Consider the following 14,818-nt stretch of genomic DNA (forward strand, 5'->3'; position numbering starts at 1 on the left):
CAACGGCACGGCATGGGGCGGAATGGCCGGCTCCTGAGATGCTCCGCTATGCGCTGAAACGGCTGGGCCTGGGCATCATCATCGTGAGCGTCGCGATGGTGATGCTGTTCGCCATGATCTATGTGATCCCGGGCGACCCGGCATCCGTGGCGCTCGGACCGCGCGCCACGCCCGAGATGGTTCAGGCGTTGCGCAGCCGCATGGGGCTGGACCAGCCGATCTGGATCCAGTTCCTCCGGTTCTATTTGTCCGCGTTGCGCGGCGACCTCGGCACCGAGGTGCTGTCCGGGCGGCCGGTGCTGGACGTCGTGTTCGAGCAGTTGCCGTACACACTGGCGCTGATCGCGGGCGCGATCTCATGGTCGGTGCTGCTCGGCATTCCGCTGGGCTGCATCGCGGCGGTGCGGCGCGGCGGCTTCGTCGACCGCGTCATCGGCATCCTGTCGGTCGCGGTCATCGCGGTGCCATCCTTCGTCATCGCGATCTATTCCCTGCTGATCTTTGCCGTCGCCCTGCAGTGGCTGCCGGCCATCGGCGCCGGCGAGCCCGGCAATCTCGCCAGCCAGCTGAAGCATCTTGCCCTGCCCTCGCTCGCAATCGGCGTCGGCTGGGTCGGCTACATCGCGCGCATGGTGCGCGCTTCCATGCTGGAAACGCTGGAAGCCAGCCACATCCGCACCGCGCGCGCTTTCGGCCTGACGGATCGGCGCATCACCTATTCCTATGCCTTGCGTATCGCCATCCTGCCGACCGTCACGCTGCTCGGCGTCGGCATCGGCAATATGGTGTCTTCGGCCGTCTTCGCCGAGATCGTCTTCGCCCGCCCCGGCATCGGCAAGCTGGTCTACGAGGCGATCTCGGTACGCAATTATCCGGTCGTCACCGGCGCCGTTCTGGTGACGACCGTTTTCTTCGTCGTCGTGAACGCTCTCGCCGACATCCTCATTGGTGCGTTGGACCCCCGTGTCAGAACAAGTCTTAATTGACCGGCCATCACGGCAGCGCGTCGCCAAGATCGGCCGCGTGCTTCGGCGCATCGTTCGCGAGCCGCTCGGCGCGTTCGGTCTCACCCTGGTCGTGATCGTCGTTCTCTCGGCTCTCTTCGCCGACGTGCTCAGCAGCTACCCACCGACGAAACTCGCCCCGGCCGAGCGCTTCGCGCCCGCAAGCCTGCATCACCTGCTCGGCACGGACCATCTGGGACGCGACCTGTTCTCGCGTGTGCTCCATGGCGGCCGCATCGCGCTGGCCATTGCGCTTGGCGCGACCGGACTGTCGCTCATCGGCGGCATCGCGCTTGGGCTCATCGCAGGCTACGGGCCGCGCTGGCTCGACAATCTGATGCTCCTGCTCTTCGATGCCATCAAGAGCTTCCCGACCGTGATGCTGGCGCTTACGCTGGTCACGCTGACCGGACCTTCGCTGCTTGCGGTGCTGATCGTGGTCGTGCTGGTCAACGTGCCCGGCTATGCCCGCATCATCAGGACACAGACGCTCGTGCTGAAGTCCGCTGAACATGTGATGGCGGCGCGCTCGATGGGCGCAAGCACCGCGCGCATTCTCACCGTCCACATATTGCCCAACGTCATCGGCCCCATCCTCATCCTCGCGTCGATGGACATCCCGGTCGTCGTGGCGATCGAGGCCGGTCTGAGCTTCCTCGGCCTCGGCGTCAGACCGCCTCTGCCAAGCTGGGGCGCGATCCTGAACGACGGCTTCGTCAACATCCGCGATTCATACTGGATCGTGGTCGCGGGCGGCCTGCCGATCATCCTCACAACGCTCGGCTTCACCTTCCTCGGCGAGACCCTGCGCGACGTTTTCGACCCCCGGCTGAAGAGGCGCGGATGACCGTCCTCGACGTCAAGGACCTCAGCGTCGACTTCGCCACCGAAGCCGGCACGTTGCAGGCGCTGCGCAAGGTGAGCCTGGAGGTGCCGACGAACCGGATCGTCGGCGTCGTCGGCGAGTCGGGTTGCGGAAAATCGACATTGATCAATGCCATTCTCGGCCTGCTCGCAGACAACGGCAGGGTCACGTCGGGCCAGATTCTGTTCGAGGGCAAAAGCGATCTCGTCCGTCTCGACGGCACAGGCATGCGGGCGTTGCGCGGCCAGAAGATCGCAACCGTCTTCCAGGACCCGATGGGGGCGCTGAACCCGGTGCTTTCCGTGGGCAAGCAGATGCGCGACATCCAATACCGCTCCGGACTGTCGCGCAAGGCGAAGGACGCGCTCTCCATCGCGATGCTGCGCAAGGTCCGGATTCCCGATCCTGAGCGCCGGCTGGCGCAGTTTCCGCACGAATTCTCGGGCGGCATGAAGCAGCGCATCGCGATCGCCATGGCGCTGCTGATGCAGCCTTCGCTGCTGATCGCCGATGAGCCGACAACGGCTCTCGACGCCACGCTCGAAGTCGCCATCATCGAGTTGCTCAAGGACTTGCAGAAGCAGATCGGCTGCTCCGTGCTGTTCATCTCGCATCATCTCGGCGTCGTCGCGGAACTGTGCGACGAGATGATCGTCATGTATGCCGGCGAAGTGGTCGAACGCGGCTCGACCCGCGACATCTTCCACAACCCGCGACATCCCTACACGAAGAAGCTGCTCGCCTGCGATCCGGCAAGGCTCTCGCGGCGCGAGCCGCGGCTGCCCACCATTCCCGGCACGCTGCCGGACCTGTGTAACCGCCCCAAGGGTTGCGTTTTCCAGGCACGCTGCGAGCTGGCGGACGATGTCTGCTCCGCGATGCCGCCCGATACCGCGCTGAGCGCGTCGCACGTCGCGCGATGCTGGCACACCGATGAGACGGCCGGAGCGGCCGCATGACGACAGAACCTCTGCTTTCCGTTTCCGATCTTCGCGTGCGCTTCCGCGTCGGCGGCATGATGAGCGCGTTGGCCGGCCGGCGGACGGAGATCGAGGCCGTCGCCGGTGTCGGCTTCACGCTGGAGCGCGGCCAGACGCTTGCACTGGTCGGCGAGTCCGGATCGGGCAAGACCACGCTCGCGCGCGCCGTGAACGGCCTGCAGGCGACGGCTGGCGGTTCGGTCCGCTTCGAGGGCCGAGAGCTGAACGAGCTGACCAAGGCGGAATGGAAGCCGCTGCGGCGCAAGATGTCGATGATGTTCCAGGACCCGGTCGGCTCGCTGTCGCCGCGCCTCAGCGTCCGTTCGCTGCTGGCGGAGCCGTTCGCCATCCACGACCTGTCCGGCCGCAGCCTCGAAGCCGAGGTGGAGCGCCTGCTCGCCCTGGTCGGGCTTCCGCGCGATTTCGCCGAGCGCTATCCGCACCAGCTCTCCGGCGGCCAGGCGCGCCGGGTCGGCGTCGCGAGGGCCGTCGCGCTCGACCCGGTGCTGATCATCGCCGACGAACCGACAGCCGGGCTCGACGTATCGATCCAGGGCGAGGTGCTCAATCTGCTCAACGACCTGCGCGACCGCATGGGCCTGTCGATGCTCATCATCACGCACAATCTGCACGTCGTGCGCCAGATCGCCGACCGGATGGCGGTGATGTATCTCGGGCGCTTTGTCGAGGAAGGCGAGACCGAGGCGATTTTCCGGGCGCCGCATCATCCCTACACGGCCGCGCTGCTGTCCGCGAACCCCGAGCCCGATCCCGACAAGGTGCATAACCGCATCGCGCTGCCGGCCGAAGTACCGTCACTGCTCGACAGGCCTTCGGGCTGTGAGTTCCACACACGCTGCCCGTTCGCGCAAGACATCTGCACAACGCAGGCGCCGACCTCGTCCGCAGTCGGCTCGAGCCGGCTCACCTGTCACTTCCCGCTCAATGCCGGCCCAAGCGCCGTCGAGGCAATCGCCGCAAGTTAAGAGAAGGTCCGTCCGATGAAAGACATCCGCGTGGTCACCGATTTCCCGCGCAAGGTACGCCAGATCGAAAACTTGTGGATCCCGATGCCGGACGGCGTGAAGCTCGCCGCACGCATCTGGCTCCCGCAGGACGCCGAAGCCGATCCGGTGCCGGCCATCCTCGAATACCTGCCCTATCGAAAGCGCGACGGAACGGTGGAGCGCGACGCGCTCACCCATCCCTATTTCGCCGGCCACGGCTATGCCGGCGTGCGTGTCGACATGCGCGGCACCGGCGACAGCGAAGGCGTCTGCAAGGGCGAATATCTGAAGCAAGAACAGGACGATTGTCTTGCCGTCATCGAATGGCTGGCGAATCAGCCCTGGTGCTCGGGCGCGGTCGGCATGATCGGCATCAGCTGGGGCGGCTTCAACGGACTCCAGGTCGCCGCCCGCCGCCCGCCGGCGCTGAAGGCGGTCATCTCGCTCTGCTCCACCGACGACCGTTACAACGATGACGTCCATTATCTCGGCGGCGCGCAAATGTGCGACAATCTGATGTGGGGCACCACGGCCTGGGCGATCGCCATGACGCCTCCCGACCCGCTGATCGTCGGCGACCGCTGGCGCGAGATGTGGGAGGGTCGCCTCGACGGCAACGGCATCTGGATGCAGGACTGGTTCGAGCACCAGCGCCGCGACGACTTCTACAAGCACGGCTCGATCTGCGAGGATTATTCCGACGTCGAAATCCCGGTCTACGCCGTCGGCGGTTGGGCGGACGGCTATCCGAACCCGATCTTCCGCATGCTTGAAAGCTTGCCGGGTGTCCGCAAGGGACTGATCGGCCCATGGGGCCACAAATACCCGCACTTCGCCATGCCGGGCCCGCGTATGGGCTTCCTCCAGGAATGCCTGCGCTGGTGGGACCAGTATCTCAAGGGCATCGACGCCGGCATCGCCGACGAACCCATGCTGCGCGCCTGGATGCAGGAGCCGGCGCCGCCGGCCGCCATCTATGAGGAGCGCCCAGGCCGCTGGGTTGCCGAGCCGTCATGGCCGGGACCCGGCATCGGCGAGCGCGCGCTCGCCTTGTCACCCGGCCGTCTTGCCGAGGGCGCGGGCAGCGACGACGTGCTGACGATCCGCTCGCCCTCGACGGCGGGGCTCTCGTCCGGCGCGTGGTGCGGCTACGGCGTCCTGCCGACCTTGCCGGTCGACCAGCGCATGGAAGCCGGCAACGCGCTCGTCTTCGAAACCGATCCTCTCGAGGAAGCCGTGGAGATCCTCGGCTTCCCGGAATTCGAGGTGAAGCTCGCCTCGGACAAGCCGGTCGCGCTGATCTCGGCCACGCTGTCGCTCGTGCTTGAAGACGGCGCGGCCTCGCGCGTCAGCTACGGCATCCTCAACCTCACGCATCGGCATGACGATCTCGAATTGGCACCGATGACGCCGGGCATGGCCGAAACGGTGCGCGTCAAATTGCGCTGCTGCGGCCAGCGCTTCGAGAAGGGCCAGCGCATCCGGCTTGCCGTTGCAACGGCGCATTGGCCGATCGTCTTCCCGGGGCCGGAGAAGACGACGCTGTCGATCCATTGCGCCGGCAGCAGGTTGGTCCTGCCGGTGCGCAAGCCGCAGCCGCTCGACAAGACACTCCCGGAATTCGAGGGACCGGAAAGCGCCACGCCGATGGCGCAGGAAGCGATCAAGGCGGGCGAGCCTTTCCGGCGCGAGGTGACCACGGACCAGATCACCGGCGAGACGAGCTATACGGTCGTCATCGACGCCGGAACGGTGCGCCATCCACACACCGGCATGACCCTGTCGCAGAGACAGACCGAGGTCTTCGTCGTCCATCCGGACGATCCGAACTCGGCGCGCGGGACCGTGACGTGGGACAAGACCTATTCGCGCGGCGACTGGAACGCCGGTGTTTCGGTCTCCGCCACGGTGCGCGCGCTGCGCGATGTCTGGCGCATGGAAACGCATCTCATCGCACGCGCCGGCGACGAGGTCGTGGTCGACCGCGAAGAGGTCAAGGAGTTTCCACGCGATCTGAATTGATGTGATCGTGGATGGCGGGACTGCTCAGCCGGGACGTCTCGGCAGCATCTTTTTGGCGAAGGCCTCCACCTCTCCTTCGCGAGGAGCTTCGCCCGTGTGCGTGAGCAGGTAGGCCGGCGTCAGGAAGAGACGGTTGCTTACCGGCTCGACGATCTCGAGCGAATAATAGCCGATCTGCGTGAAGTACAGCACGCGCGCCCGCACGAACGCTTCAGTGGCTTCATAACCATGCCGTGAAAACATCGCCCGGATGGCTTCGACGCGCGCGTCGTCCTCCTCGTTCACGACCCGGTGCACGTCGGCGGACTGGCGCGACCAGGCGCGCACGGCGAAGTCAAGTCGCGGATTGAAGAGCGTTTCGTCCAGCCAGCACTCGAAAATATTGAGCACGGCTTGCGTGATCGACGCGGCCGGCCGGCCGGCCTGCTCGACGATGAAACGGGTGTTGTTGTTGCGCCAGTAATCCAGCAGCTGGTCGAGCAGGTCCTGGCGGCTCTTGAAGTACCAGTAGAAACTGGAACGTGAGACGTTGAGCTTCTGCCCGAGCGCCAGCACGCGCACCGCCTCCACGCCCTCGGAGATCAACGTCTCCAGCGCGAGGTTCATCCAGTCCTCGCGCGTCACCTTGGTGTTGCCGATCAGACCGGACCGCCGCACGACTTCATCAGCACTGGAATCGGAGAACATAGCGGACCGGCCAAGTTTGAACGCCGGCTAGATAGACCTGAAACTACCACGCTACAATACTTGCACTTGTCCAAGCAACTCCCAAAGATACGGGGCAAGGCCCCGGTCGACGTGGAGACGCGCCCGATGGGGATTCCCGAACCGGTAGAAGAGAACGCCGACGCCGGCAAAAAGGATCGAAGCCGAGCGGCTTGCCGCTCCGGGATCGAGCGCGGTGCCCCTGGCGATCAGGCGATCCAGGTTCGGCCCCTCGATCTCGAAGACATGCAGTCCGGCATCCATGGCCGTCACCGCGAAACCGGCCGCGTGCCAGCCGGCCGCAATGGGGAACGGCTGCTCCGCGACCGCAAGAACGCGGTCGCGCGCGATCCGCACCATGTATCTGTCGCCACTGGCAATTGCGCCGGCGCCGAAGCCCTCGCCAGCAAGCCCCGAAGCCTTCGACCAGGCGGCGAGGTCGCCGCTGACCAGAAGCTGGTTCAGCCCGCCAAACGTTCGCATGCCGACGCTGCTTTTGCTGAGCGTAGCGGTGGCCCAGTCGGGCGCCGCCGGCCACTTTTCGGCAAGGTTACGCATGGAGCCGGCTCCCTTCCGGATCGAAGGCGCAAGGCGCGACGATCATCGCCTGTCGCACGACACCCAGATGTTGAACGTCGATCGTTTCGCCGTGCCGCGCCGCGCCCCGTTCGATGAGCGCCAGGGCGACAGGACGTCCCAGGGTCGGGCTCTGATAGCTGGAGGTGACGAAACCGATGCTCCTGAGCCGGCCCTCGCGCTTCTCCACGCCATGCGCGCCGGTCGCCAGCGGCGCCTCGCCTTGACGCAGCGCAAGGCCGACGAGCTGGTTGCGGTCCATGCCGTTGCCGGCTTCGGTGAAAAGCGAGCGCCGGCCGACGAACTCGTTGGCGCGCTTGGTCCGCGGTCCGGCGACGCCCAGATCGTGCGGCATGGTGGTTCCGTCGGTGTCCTTGCCGATGACGATGTATCCCTTCTCGGCGCGCAGGATCATCAGCGATTCAAGTCCCAGCAGAACGGCGTCGAAGGCGCGGCCCTCCTGCTGCATCCTCGCCCACAGCGCCTCCGCCCGGTCGGCGCGGATGGAGATCTCGTAGCTGCGGTCGCCGGTGAAGGAGACCCGGGCGATGCGCACCTCACCACCGGCAAAGCGGCCGGCGGCGACGGCCATATGCGGCAGGCTGGCATCGTCAAGTGCTACGCCCAGATCGAGCGCTTCCACGACCTGGCGCGCATTCGGACCCGAAACGGTCAAGGTGGCGTAGTGCGCGGTGGCATCGTGGATATAGACCGCGTCGCGGCCGAAGCGGTCCTGCCGCCATTCCTCGAGGCGCGCGTGGACCGCGGTGACATGCGAGGACGAGCAGGACACGATGAAGCGATGCTCGTCCAGGCGGACCAGGACGCCGTCATCGAAGACGACGCCATTTTCCGACAGCATGAAGCCGTAGCGGCAATGGCCCGGCTTCAGGGTCGACATGGTGTTGTAATAGATGAAGTCGACAAACTCGGCCGCGCGCGGGCCGATCACCTCGATCTTGCCCAGCGTCGAGCCGTCGAAGAGCGCGACGGATTGCCGGGCCCGGCGTGCCTCCTCCTGGATCGAGGCCCCGGCTTCACCGCCGCCATAATAGGCAGGCCTCAGCCAGCCGCCATATTCCTGGAACACCCCGCCGGCGGCGCGATGGTTCGCCTCCAGCGGCAGACGGCGGACCGGCGCGTGCATGCTGCCCCGGCGCGCTCCCGCAAGGCTGGCGAATGGGACAGGCGTGAATGGCGGCCGGTAGGTCGTGGTGCCGACTTCCGCAATGCCGCGCCCGGTGATGTCAGCCAGCAGCGCAAGACCGTTCAGGTTCGAGGTCTTGCCCTGGTCGGTCGCCATGCCGAGCGTGGTGTAGCGCTTCAGGTGCTCGACCGAGACGAAGTTCTCCCGCGCCGCGAGCTCGACATCCTTTGCGGTGACGTCGCTTTGATAGTCGATCCAGATGCGACCCTTGGCCTTGGGTTTCGGCCACAGGCTGGCGACGCCGAGCGATGCTTCCGCCCCCGTGCCGCGAGGCGCCGGCGTCGACGAACCGAAGTCGCCGGGCGCCGCGGCGCCGCTGGCCAAGGCATCCGAAAGCGAGACCGTGCCGGCCACGGCGCCGGCGACGCCAATCCCGTCGATGGCTTCGCCGGGAATGAAGGCCGCAAGTTGGTCGCTCCAGGCGAGCTTGCCTTTCGCCTGCGAGAACAGGTGCACTGTGGGTGTCCAGCCGCCGGAGACGAGAACGCAATCGGCGGCAAGCGTCGTGCCATCGTCCAGCAGGACACCCTGGACGACGTTGCGCCCGCGCGCCGCCGTGATCGTGCGCCCAGCCACGACTCGGATATCGGCTCTTCCTCGCGCGCCGCCGTCGCGCCGGCAGTCGACCACCGTCACCGAAGCGCCGGCGGCGGCGAGCGCGGAGGCGGGTTCATAGGCGCTGTCGTTGTTGGTCGCGACCACGATTTCCCGGCCGACAAGCACGCCATGCCGGCGCAGATAGCTGAGCGCCGCGTCGGCGGAGAGGATTCCCGGAAGGTCGTTGTTGGCGAACGGCACGGGCCGTTCGATCGCGCCTGTCGCCAGCACGATGCGGCGGAGCCGCACGCGCCAAAGCGTGTCCGGCCTGCCGTCGGAGTGGCGCTGGTTGAGCGCGACCAGATTGTGGTCGTAAAGGCCGAAAGCGGTCGTATCTCTGAGCACGAGCTGGCCATCGCTCTTCAGCCTGGCAACTGTCGCGTCGACCCACGCCTTGCCCTCGACGCCATCGACCTCGCCGGCGCGATGACGCAGCGACCCGCCGGGATGCGTCCTGTCGTCGACCAGGACGATCGAGTGGCCGGCCGCCGCCGCGCTGGCTGCCGCGGCAAGGCCTGCGGGCCCGGCGCCGACCACCAGGACGTCGCAATAATGGTTGACCTGGTCCGAGACCTGACGCGGCTTCCAGTCCGGATCGACGACGCCAAGTCCGGCCATGGCTCGGATGCGCGGCTCGAACAGGTGCCAGTCCGGCCACATGAAGGTCTTGTAGTAGAAGGCGGCGGGCAGGAAGCGGGCGAAGCGATCCAGAACGGCGTTGCGGTCGGTCTCGGCCGTCGGCGAAGCGTTGACGCTCTTGACCTTGATGCCGTCGACGGCTTGCATGGTCGTGGCGCGCGCATTCGGCACGCGGCCGATCGCGCTCTCGACATCGACCAGCGCGTTGGGCTCCTCGACGCCGGAGCCCCAGATGCCGCGCGGCCTATGGTATTTGAAGCTGCGGCCGACCACGGCCTGGCCGCTCGCGAGCAAGGCGGAGGCGATTGTGTCGCCTACAAAACCCTCGACACGCCTGCCATCGAAGGTGAAGCTCAGCGGGCAGTCACGGTCGATGTCGCTGCCGCCGGCGTTGAGACGGGAAGCGCTCATGCGCCATGCTCCGCTTCGCCGAGCACGGAAGAGCCCGACACCTTGTGATTGACGCTGTCGCGGCTCATAGCGAAGAACTCGCCGCATGTCATATGCACCCAGATCTCTCGCGTCGGCCCCTTCGGATTGTCGCGCGTGTGGAGATAACCGGCCCAGCGCTCCGCGGTCACGTCGCTGCCGTCGGGCCGGAGATTGCCGGCCTCGCCGCCATAGTGGAATTCGCTTTCTTCGCGCGGCCCGCAGAACGGACAGGGAAAGAGCTGCATCTTTTCTACACCTTCAATGGGCAATGCCGGAGCCGGCCGCTTCGTCAATCAGGCGGCCGCGGGCGAAGCGGTCGAGATCGAAAGGCCGGCTGATGTCGTGATGCCTGCCGGTGGCAAGCAGATGAGCAAGCAGGGTGCCGCCCGCGGGAATAGCCTTGAAGCCGCCCGTGCCCCAGCCGCAGTTCAGGAAAAGGCCGGGTAGCGGCGACTCGCCGATGATGGGCGAGGAATCCGGGACCACGTCGACGATGCCGGCCCATTGCCGCATCATCTTCAGCTGGCCGAAGATCGGATACATTTCGAGCATGCCGGCGATCACGCTTTCCAGCACCGGCAGGTTGCCGCGCTGGCCATAGGACGGGATGCGGTCGAGCGCGCCGCCGATCACCAGTTCGCCCTTGTCCGACTGGCTGACATAGACGCCGGTGTCGGGCGAGATCACCACCGTGTCGATGATCGGCTTGACCGGTTCGGACACGCAGGCCTGCAGCGCATAGGAATTGACCGGCAGCCGGAAGCCCGCCTTCGCCGCCAGCACCGACGAATGGCCGGCCACCGCCATGCCTGTACGCTCGGCCCGGATTGCGCCGCGCGAGGTGACGACGCCGCGGCAGCGCCCATTCTCGATGATGAAATCGGAAATCTCGCAATTCTGGATGATGTCGACACCGAGACGGCTCGCCGCGCGGGCGTAGCCCCAGGCGACAGCGTCATGGCGGGCGGTGCCGCCGCTTGGCTGCCAGGTGCCGCCATAGACGGGGAAGCGTGTGTGCGGGCTGAAATTGTAGATCGGCACGACGCGACGCACGTCCTCGACCGAGAACAACTCACAATCGATGCCGTTGACCTGAATGGCGTTGACCGACCGCGCGGCGGTTTCCATTGCGGATTCGCTGTGCGCGAGCGTGAGGATGCCGCGCGCGGAAAACATCACATTGTAGTTCAGGTCTGTCGAAAGGCTCTTGTAGAGGCTGTGGGCCAGCCCGTAGATCGCCGCGCTTTCCGGGTAGAAGTAGTTCGAACGCACCACCGTCGTGTTGCGGCCGGTATTGCCGCCTCCGATCCACCCCTTCTCCAAGAGCGCGATGTTGGTGATGCCGTGATTTTTGGCGAGATAGTAGGCGGTGGCGAGGCCGTGCCCGCCGCCGCCGACTATGATCGCGTCGTAGCGCGGTTTCGGATCAGGAGAGCGCCAGGCCTTTTCCCAACCGGTCTGACCGGCGATGCCCTCCTTGAAGAGCGAAAGCGCCGAGTACTGCCTCGTCATGCGCCCAAACCGCCGTCAGAGGCCAGTGACGTCGCTCCACCGCAAGGGCTTGGTCGCCGGGCCTCCAGCTCGAACATGTGCATCGATCGCCTCTTAAGATACCTGCCGTTGGTGCCGAACACCGCAAAGCAGCGCCAAGCACACACTTAGCGTGAATGTACACCTGTGTCCATTCAAAGCTATGAGCTCGCTTTTCGCGCGTTTCACAGATTTTGGGCATTGGTCCAACGAGTCCGATAAGCGCCGAAAGCCTTCGTAAGCAGTGTTCCCTGCAAGCTGGACCGCTTTAACTTGGCGCCCCGACACTCACGGTGCCCTAGATGGTGCGATGCTGCTGGGGAAAGGCGGAGTAGGAAGATTTGCGGTAGAATTCCGCATAATTCTCATACGCTTCCCGCGCGACCTGCAAATGCTCGGCCCTCATGACCGGCCTCCGACGAGCCAAATTCTGCCTCGCAAGTTCGACCTGAAGCGGGTCGACGTTTCAAGGAAAACTCGCACTGTTCCGCTCACGTTTGTAGCTTTTCCGGGGATCGCAGATGCGTTCCCGGACCGCGCTCTAAGTTTTGTTTTTATGCATGTCGTTGTCCCAGAACCGCTGCACACTTCTGGGCGACATGCATCAAGGACGCACTTTGCCGGCTCAACGGCTTGGTCCGCTCAGACGAGCGGGTCGGGAGCGGCGCTTTCGCCACGTCCCTGCTGCAGGATCATCCGTCCGCGATCGGAAGAGGCGCGGCGGAATTTCGACGCCGCCTGATAGTCGGTGTCGTTGTACCATTTCTGGGCCGTGGCCTCGTCCGGAAATTCGAGGATGACCATCCGGTCGGTGAAAGTCTCGCCCTCGCATGTGGTCACCGGATCGCCCCGCGTCAGGAACTTCCCGCCATACTTCTTCAACGTGGCAGGGGTGAGCGCGGTGTACTTCTTGTAGGTTTCGGGGTCGTGGATCCTCATCGTGCAGATCATATAAGCGGCCATGGCCTCCTCCTTATTTTCGATCGAGCTTATCGCTTTATCAAAGCGCATTCACGATAAATTTCGTTTGTCATCGCCAACTTTTCGCGCATAGTCACCAAGGTTGGAGGAAATTTTAGCTGAAAGCGCCATGATCGCACTGGACGGTATCGACCATCGCATCCTGCGCGAGCTGCGGCAGGACGGCCGCATCTCGACGGTGGAACTGGCCGAGCGCGTCGGCCTTTCGCCCACGCCCTGCGCGCGCCGGCTGAAGAGGCTCGAAGAGACGGGCGTGATCCAGGGGTATGCGGCGCGGATCGATCCGGCGGCGCTGGGCCTCGGCGTCTGCGTGATGGTTTCCGTGCGCCTGGGGCAGCAAGGCCCGGAAGGAGCCGGCTTGTTTCTCAACGAAGTGGCGAAACACCCGGAGATTACCGAATGCCTGCTCGTGACGGGAAATATCGACTACCTGCTGCGGGCATGGGTCAAGGACATCGCGGCGCTTCGCGAATTCATCAGCAACGTGCTGCAATCGATCCCATCGGTGGCCGAGACGTCGACGATGGTGGTGCTCAACCCCGACGAGACCAATCTCTGATGCATGTCGCCCAGAAATGTGCAGCGGTTCCGGGATAACGACATGCATCGGAACGACGTCGGGAAATCCCGATGCCGAAAACCGCTTAGGTGGTCTGGGGCTTACGACGAATTTGTCCGGCAATCGGCGAGCGAATTGTCGGACGGGAATGGAGAGATTTGATATGGCGTTCGATATTGTGGGTGCCGCACAAGCGCTGGTGCGCGGCCATCAGGACAACACGCAGTTCGCGACGATCGAGGGATTGTCGGATCTTGTATCCGCGTACAAGGTGCAGGATGCCTATGTCGGGGCGATCATCGGCGGCGACCGCATAGCCGGCTACAAGATCGGCCTGACCTCGCACAGCATGCAGAGCATGTGCGGGATCGACCACCCTGTCGCCGGCGCCGTTTTCGGGCGGCGGGTGATGCATAGCGGAGCAAAGCTCTCGCTGAGAGGCTACGGCCATCTCGGCCTGGAATTCGAGATCTGCGCCCGGCTCGGCCGCGATCTCGCGCGGCGCGCCGCGCCCTATACGCGCGACGAGGTCGCCGCGGCGGTCGACGGCGTCTGCGCGGCGGTCGAGGTGGTGGACGATCGCCATGCCGATTATTCGGTGCTGGACGTGCGCTCGCTGGTCGCCGACAATTCCTGGAATGCCGGCGTGGTGCTGGGCAATTTCGTCGCCCCGCCCGCAGCGCTGGAGAAAGTCGAAGCGATCGTCTACCAGGACGGCGCCGAGATCGGCAGAGGGGTCGGCGCCGATGCGCTCGGTCACCCCTATGAGCCGCTGGCCTGGCTGGCCGACCATCTGGGCGCTTCCGGCAGGGGCATGAAGGCGGGCGACATCGTCATGACGGGCAGCATCGTGCGCACGCGTTTCCCCGACAAGGCTTTTTCCTATCGGTTCGACATTGCCGGTCTTGGCAGCGTCGAGGTCAGCGGCGCCTGAGGCGCGGCATTATCGGAGAGGACGGATGGATCTTGGATTGAAGGGCAGGAACGCGCTCGTGCTGGGCGCTTCGAAAGGATTAGGCCGCGCCGTGGCCAAGGAATTGCTGGACGAAGGCGCGCGCGTGGCGATCTGCGCCCGCACCGCGGCGGCGCTGGAGCAGACCGCCCGCGAGATCGGCGCGACGGCGCTCGTCTGCGACCTCGCGAAGCCGGGTGCGGCGACGGAACTTGTAGAGCGGGCCAAGGCGACGCTGGGCGCGCCGGACATCGTGGTGGTCAACACCGGCGGCCCGCCCACCGCGCCCTTCGACGAGATCACGATCGAGCAATGGCGCGCCGCCTTCGACAACCTGTTCATGAGCGCGGTGGAGATCGTGCGGGCGGTGCTGCCTTCGATGCGCGAGAAGAAATGGGGCCGCGTGCTGTTCGTGACTTCCATCGCCGCGAAGGAGCCGATCAACCGCTTCGCGCTCTCCAACTCGCTGCGCGCCGGCATCCACGGGCTGATCAACACGCTGAGCAAGGAAGAGGGCGCCAACGGCATCACCTTCAACGCGCTGATGCCGGGCTATACGCTGACCGAGAGACTGGCGGACGCGAAGCTCGACCTGGAAAAGGTGAGCCAGGCCATACCCGCCAAGCGCATCGGCCGTCCCGAAGAGTTCGCGGCGCTGGCAGCCTTCCTCGCCTCCGACCGCGCCTCCTACATCACCGGCCAGGCCGTCGCCTGCGACGGCGGCGCGCTCTGGTCCATCTGAGAGCCGGGTCCCTCACCGTG

General features: G+C 65.5%; 14 protein-coding genes. 8 read left to right on the forward strand and 6 right to left on the reverse strand.

The features are described 5' to 3' along the window. The first annotated feature begins 38 nt into the window (after positions 1–38). From FJ414_RS07830 to FJ414_RS07850, 5 genes are read left to right on the forward strand one after another with little or no spacing between them, the layout of a single operon-like run. Positions 39–986, forward strand: coding sequence for an ABC transporter permease (locus tag FJ414_RS07830; RefSeq protein ID WP_140643122.1), 948 nt, complete (start codon positions 39–41; stop codon positions 984–986). Positions 987–1,023: 37 nt separating this feature from the next. After that, entirely contained in the window at positions 1,024–1,851 is an 828-nt protein-coding gene (locus FJ414_RS07835; protein ID WP_226892000.1) for an ABC transporter permease, read from the forward strand. After that, positions 1,848–2,828, forward strand: a complete 981-nt coding sequence (locus tag FJ414_RS07840; protein WP_140643124.1) for an ABC transporter ATP-binding protein — start codon at positions 1,848–1,850, stop codon at positions 2,826–2,828. The genes FJ414_RS07835 and FJ414_RS07840 overlap by 4 nt, the downstream gene beginning before the upstream one ends. Next, positions 2,825–3,835, forward strand: coding sequence for an oligopeptide/dipeptide ABC transporter ATP-binding protein (locus FJ414_RS07845; protein ID WP_140643126.1), 1,011 nt, complete (start codon positions 2,825–2,827; stop codon positions 3,833–3,835). Before FJ414_RS07840 ends, FJ414_RS07845 begins: the two co-directional genes overlap by 4 nt. Before the next feature lie 15 nt (positions 3,836–3,850). Continuing rightward, the gene (locus FJ414_RS07850; protein WP_140643129.1) at positions 3,851–5,878 is read left to right on the forward strand and encodes a CocE/NonD family hydrolase; all 2,028 of its coding nucleotides are present in this window, start codon (positions 3,851–3,853) and stop codon (positions 5,876–5,878) included. Positions 5,879–5,902: 24 nt separating this feature from the next. Here the strand turns inward: FJ414_RS07850 and FJ414_RS07855 are convergent, their stop codons facing one another. The 6 genes from FJ414_RS07855 to FJ414_RS07880 all read right to left on the reverse strand — a co-directional run bounded on the left by FJ414_RS07855 (position 5,903) and on the right by FJ414_RS07880 (position 12,527). Then, entirely contained in the window at positions 5,903–6,565 is a 663-nt protein-coding gene (locus tag FJ414_RS07855; protein ID WP_140643132.1) for a TetR/AcrR family transcriptional regulator, read from the reverse strand. Between the two features lie 51 nt (positions 6,566–6,616). Next, positions 6,617–7,141 (reverse strand): hypothetical protein, encoded by a 525-nt coding sequence (locus FJ414_RS07860; protein ID WP_140643134.1) that lies wholly within the window; start codon positions 7,139–7,141, stop codon positions 6,617–6,619. Then, positions 7,134–10,013, reverse strand: a complete 2,880-nt coding sequence (locus tag FJ414_RS07865; protein WP_140643136.1) for a sarcosine oxidase subunit alpha family protein — start codon at positions 10,011–10,013, stop codon at positions 7,134–7,136. The genes FJ414_RS07860 and FJ414_RS07865 overlap by 8 nt, the downstream gene beginning before the upstream one ends. Further along, positions 10,010–10,279, reverse strand: a complete 270-nt coding sequence (locus FJ414_RS07870) for a sarcosine oxidase subunit delta (RefSeq protein ID WP_140643140.1) — start codon at positions 10,277–10,279, stop codon at positions 10,010–10,012. Before FJ414_RS07870 ends, FJ414_RS07865 begins: the two co-directional genes overlap by 4 nt. A 13-nt stretch (positions 10,280–10,292) precedes the next feature. After that, complete coding sequence (locus FJ414_RS07875) at positions 10,293–11,546, reverse strand: sarcosine oxidase subunit beta family protein (protein ID WP_140643142.1); 1,254 nt, start codon at positions 11,544–11,546, stop codon at positions 10,293–10,295. A 660-nt stretch (positions 11,547–12,206) separates the two neighbouring features. Continuing rightward, the gene (locus FJ414_RS07880; RefSeq protein ID WP_181181558.1) at positions 12,207–12,527 is read right to left on the reverse strand and encodes a DUF1330 domain-containing protein; all 321 of its coding nucleotides are present in this window, start codon (positions 12,525–12,527) and stop codon (positions 12,207–12,209) included. A gap of 127 nt (positions 12,528–12,654) precedes the next feature. Here FJ414_RS07880 and FJ414_RS07885 point away from each other — a divergent pair, with 127 nt between their 5' ends. The 3 genes from FJ414_RS07885 (at position 12,655) to FJ414_RS07895 (ending at position 14,798) form a co-directional block, all read left to right on the forward strand. Beyond that, complete coding sequence (locus tag FJ414_RS07885; protein WP_140643146.1) at positions 12,655–13,104, forward strand: Lrp/AsnC family transcriptional regulator; 450 nt, start codon at positions 12,655–12,657, stop codon at positions 13,102–13,104. A gap of 163 nt (positions 13,105–13,267) precedes the next feature. Next, a complete protein-coding gene (locus FJ414_RS07890) occupies positions 13,268–14,038 on the forward strand; it encodes a fumarylacetoacetate hydrolase family protein (protein WP_181181559.1) in 771 nt (256 codons plus the stop codon). A gap of 25 nt (positions 14,039–14,063) precedes the next feature. Continuing rightward, positions 14,064–14,798, forward strand: coding sequence for an SDR family oxidoreductase (locus FJ414_RS07895; protein ID WP_140643150.1), 735 nt, complete (start codon positions 14,064–14,066; stop codon positions 14,796–14,798). The last annotated feature ends 20 nt before the right edge of the window (positions 14,799–14,818 follow it).

The sequence above is a fragment of the Mesorhizobium sp. B3-1-6 genome (assembly GCF_006439555.1).
Taxonomy (GTDB): domain Bacteria; phylum Pseudomonadota; class Alphaproteobacteria; order Rhizobiales; family Rhizobiaceae; genus Mesorhizobium.

Bases quoted from the DNA above. Each gene is read 5' to 3' on its own strand.
- FJ414_RS07890 (WP_181181559.1), top strand. From the start codon at position 13,268: ATGGCGTTCGATATTGTGGGTGCCGCACAAGCGCTGGTGCGCGGCCAT.
- FJ414_RS07855 (WP_140643132.1), bottom strand. From the start codon at position 6,565: ATGTTCTCCGATTCCAGTGCTGATGAAGTCGTGCGGCGGTCCGGTCTG.
- FJ414_RS07840 (WP_140643124.1), top strand. From the start codon at position 1,848: ATGACCGTCCTCGACGTCAAGGACCTCAGCGTCGACTTCGCCACCGAA.
- FJ414_RS07830 (WP_140643122.1), top strand. From the start codon at position 39: ATGCTCCGCTATGCGCTGAAACGGCTGGGCCTGGGCATCATCATCGTG.
- FJ414_RS07850 (WP_140643129.1), top strand. From the start codon at position 3,851: ATGAAAGACATCCGCGTGGTCACCGATTTCCCGCGCAAGGTACGCCAG.
- FJ414_RS07895 (WP_140643150.1), top strand. From the start codon at position 14,064: ATGGATCTTGGATTGAAGGGCAGGAACGCGCTCGTGCTGGGCGCTTCG.
- FJ414_RS07860 (WP_140643134.1), bottom strand. From the start codon at position 7,141: ATGCGTAACCTTGCCGAAAAGTGGCCGGCGGCGCCCGACTGGGCCACC.
- FJ414_RS07845 (WP_140643126.1), top strand. From the start codon at position 2,825: ATGACGACAGAACCTCTGCTTTCCGTTTCCGATCTTCGCGTGCGCTTC.
- FJ414_RS07865 (WP_140643136.1), bottom strand. From the start codon at position 10,013: ATGAGCGCTTCCCGTCTCAACGCCGGCGGCAGCGACATCGACCGTGAC.
- FJ414_RS07885 (WP_140643146.1), top strand. From the start codon at position 12,655: ATGATCGCACTGGACGGTATCGACCATCGCATCCTGCGCGAGCTGCGG.
- FJ414_RS07870 (WP_140643140.1), bottom strand. From the start codon at position 10,279: ATGCAGCTCTTTCCCTGTCCGTTCTGCGGGCCGCGCGAAGAAAGCGAA.
- FJ414_RS07875 (WP_140643142.1), bottom strand. From the start codon at position 11,546: ATGACGAGGCAGTACTCGGCGCTTTCGCTCTTCAAGGAGGGCATCGCC.
- FJ414_RS07880 (WP_181181558.1), bottom strand. From the start codon at position 12,527: ATGGCCGCTTATATGATCTGCACGATGAGGATCCACGACCCCGAAACC.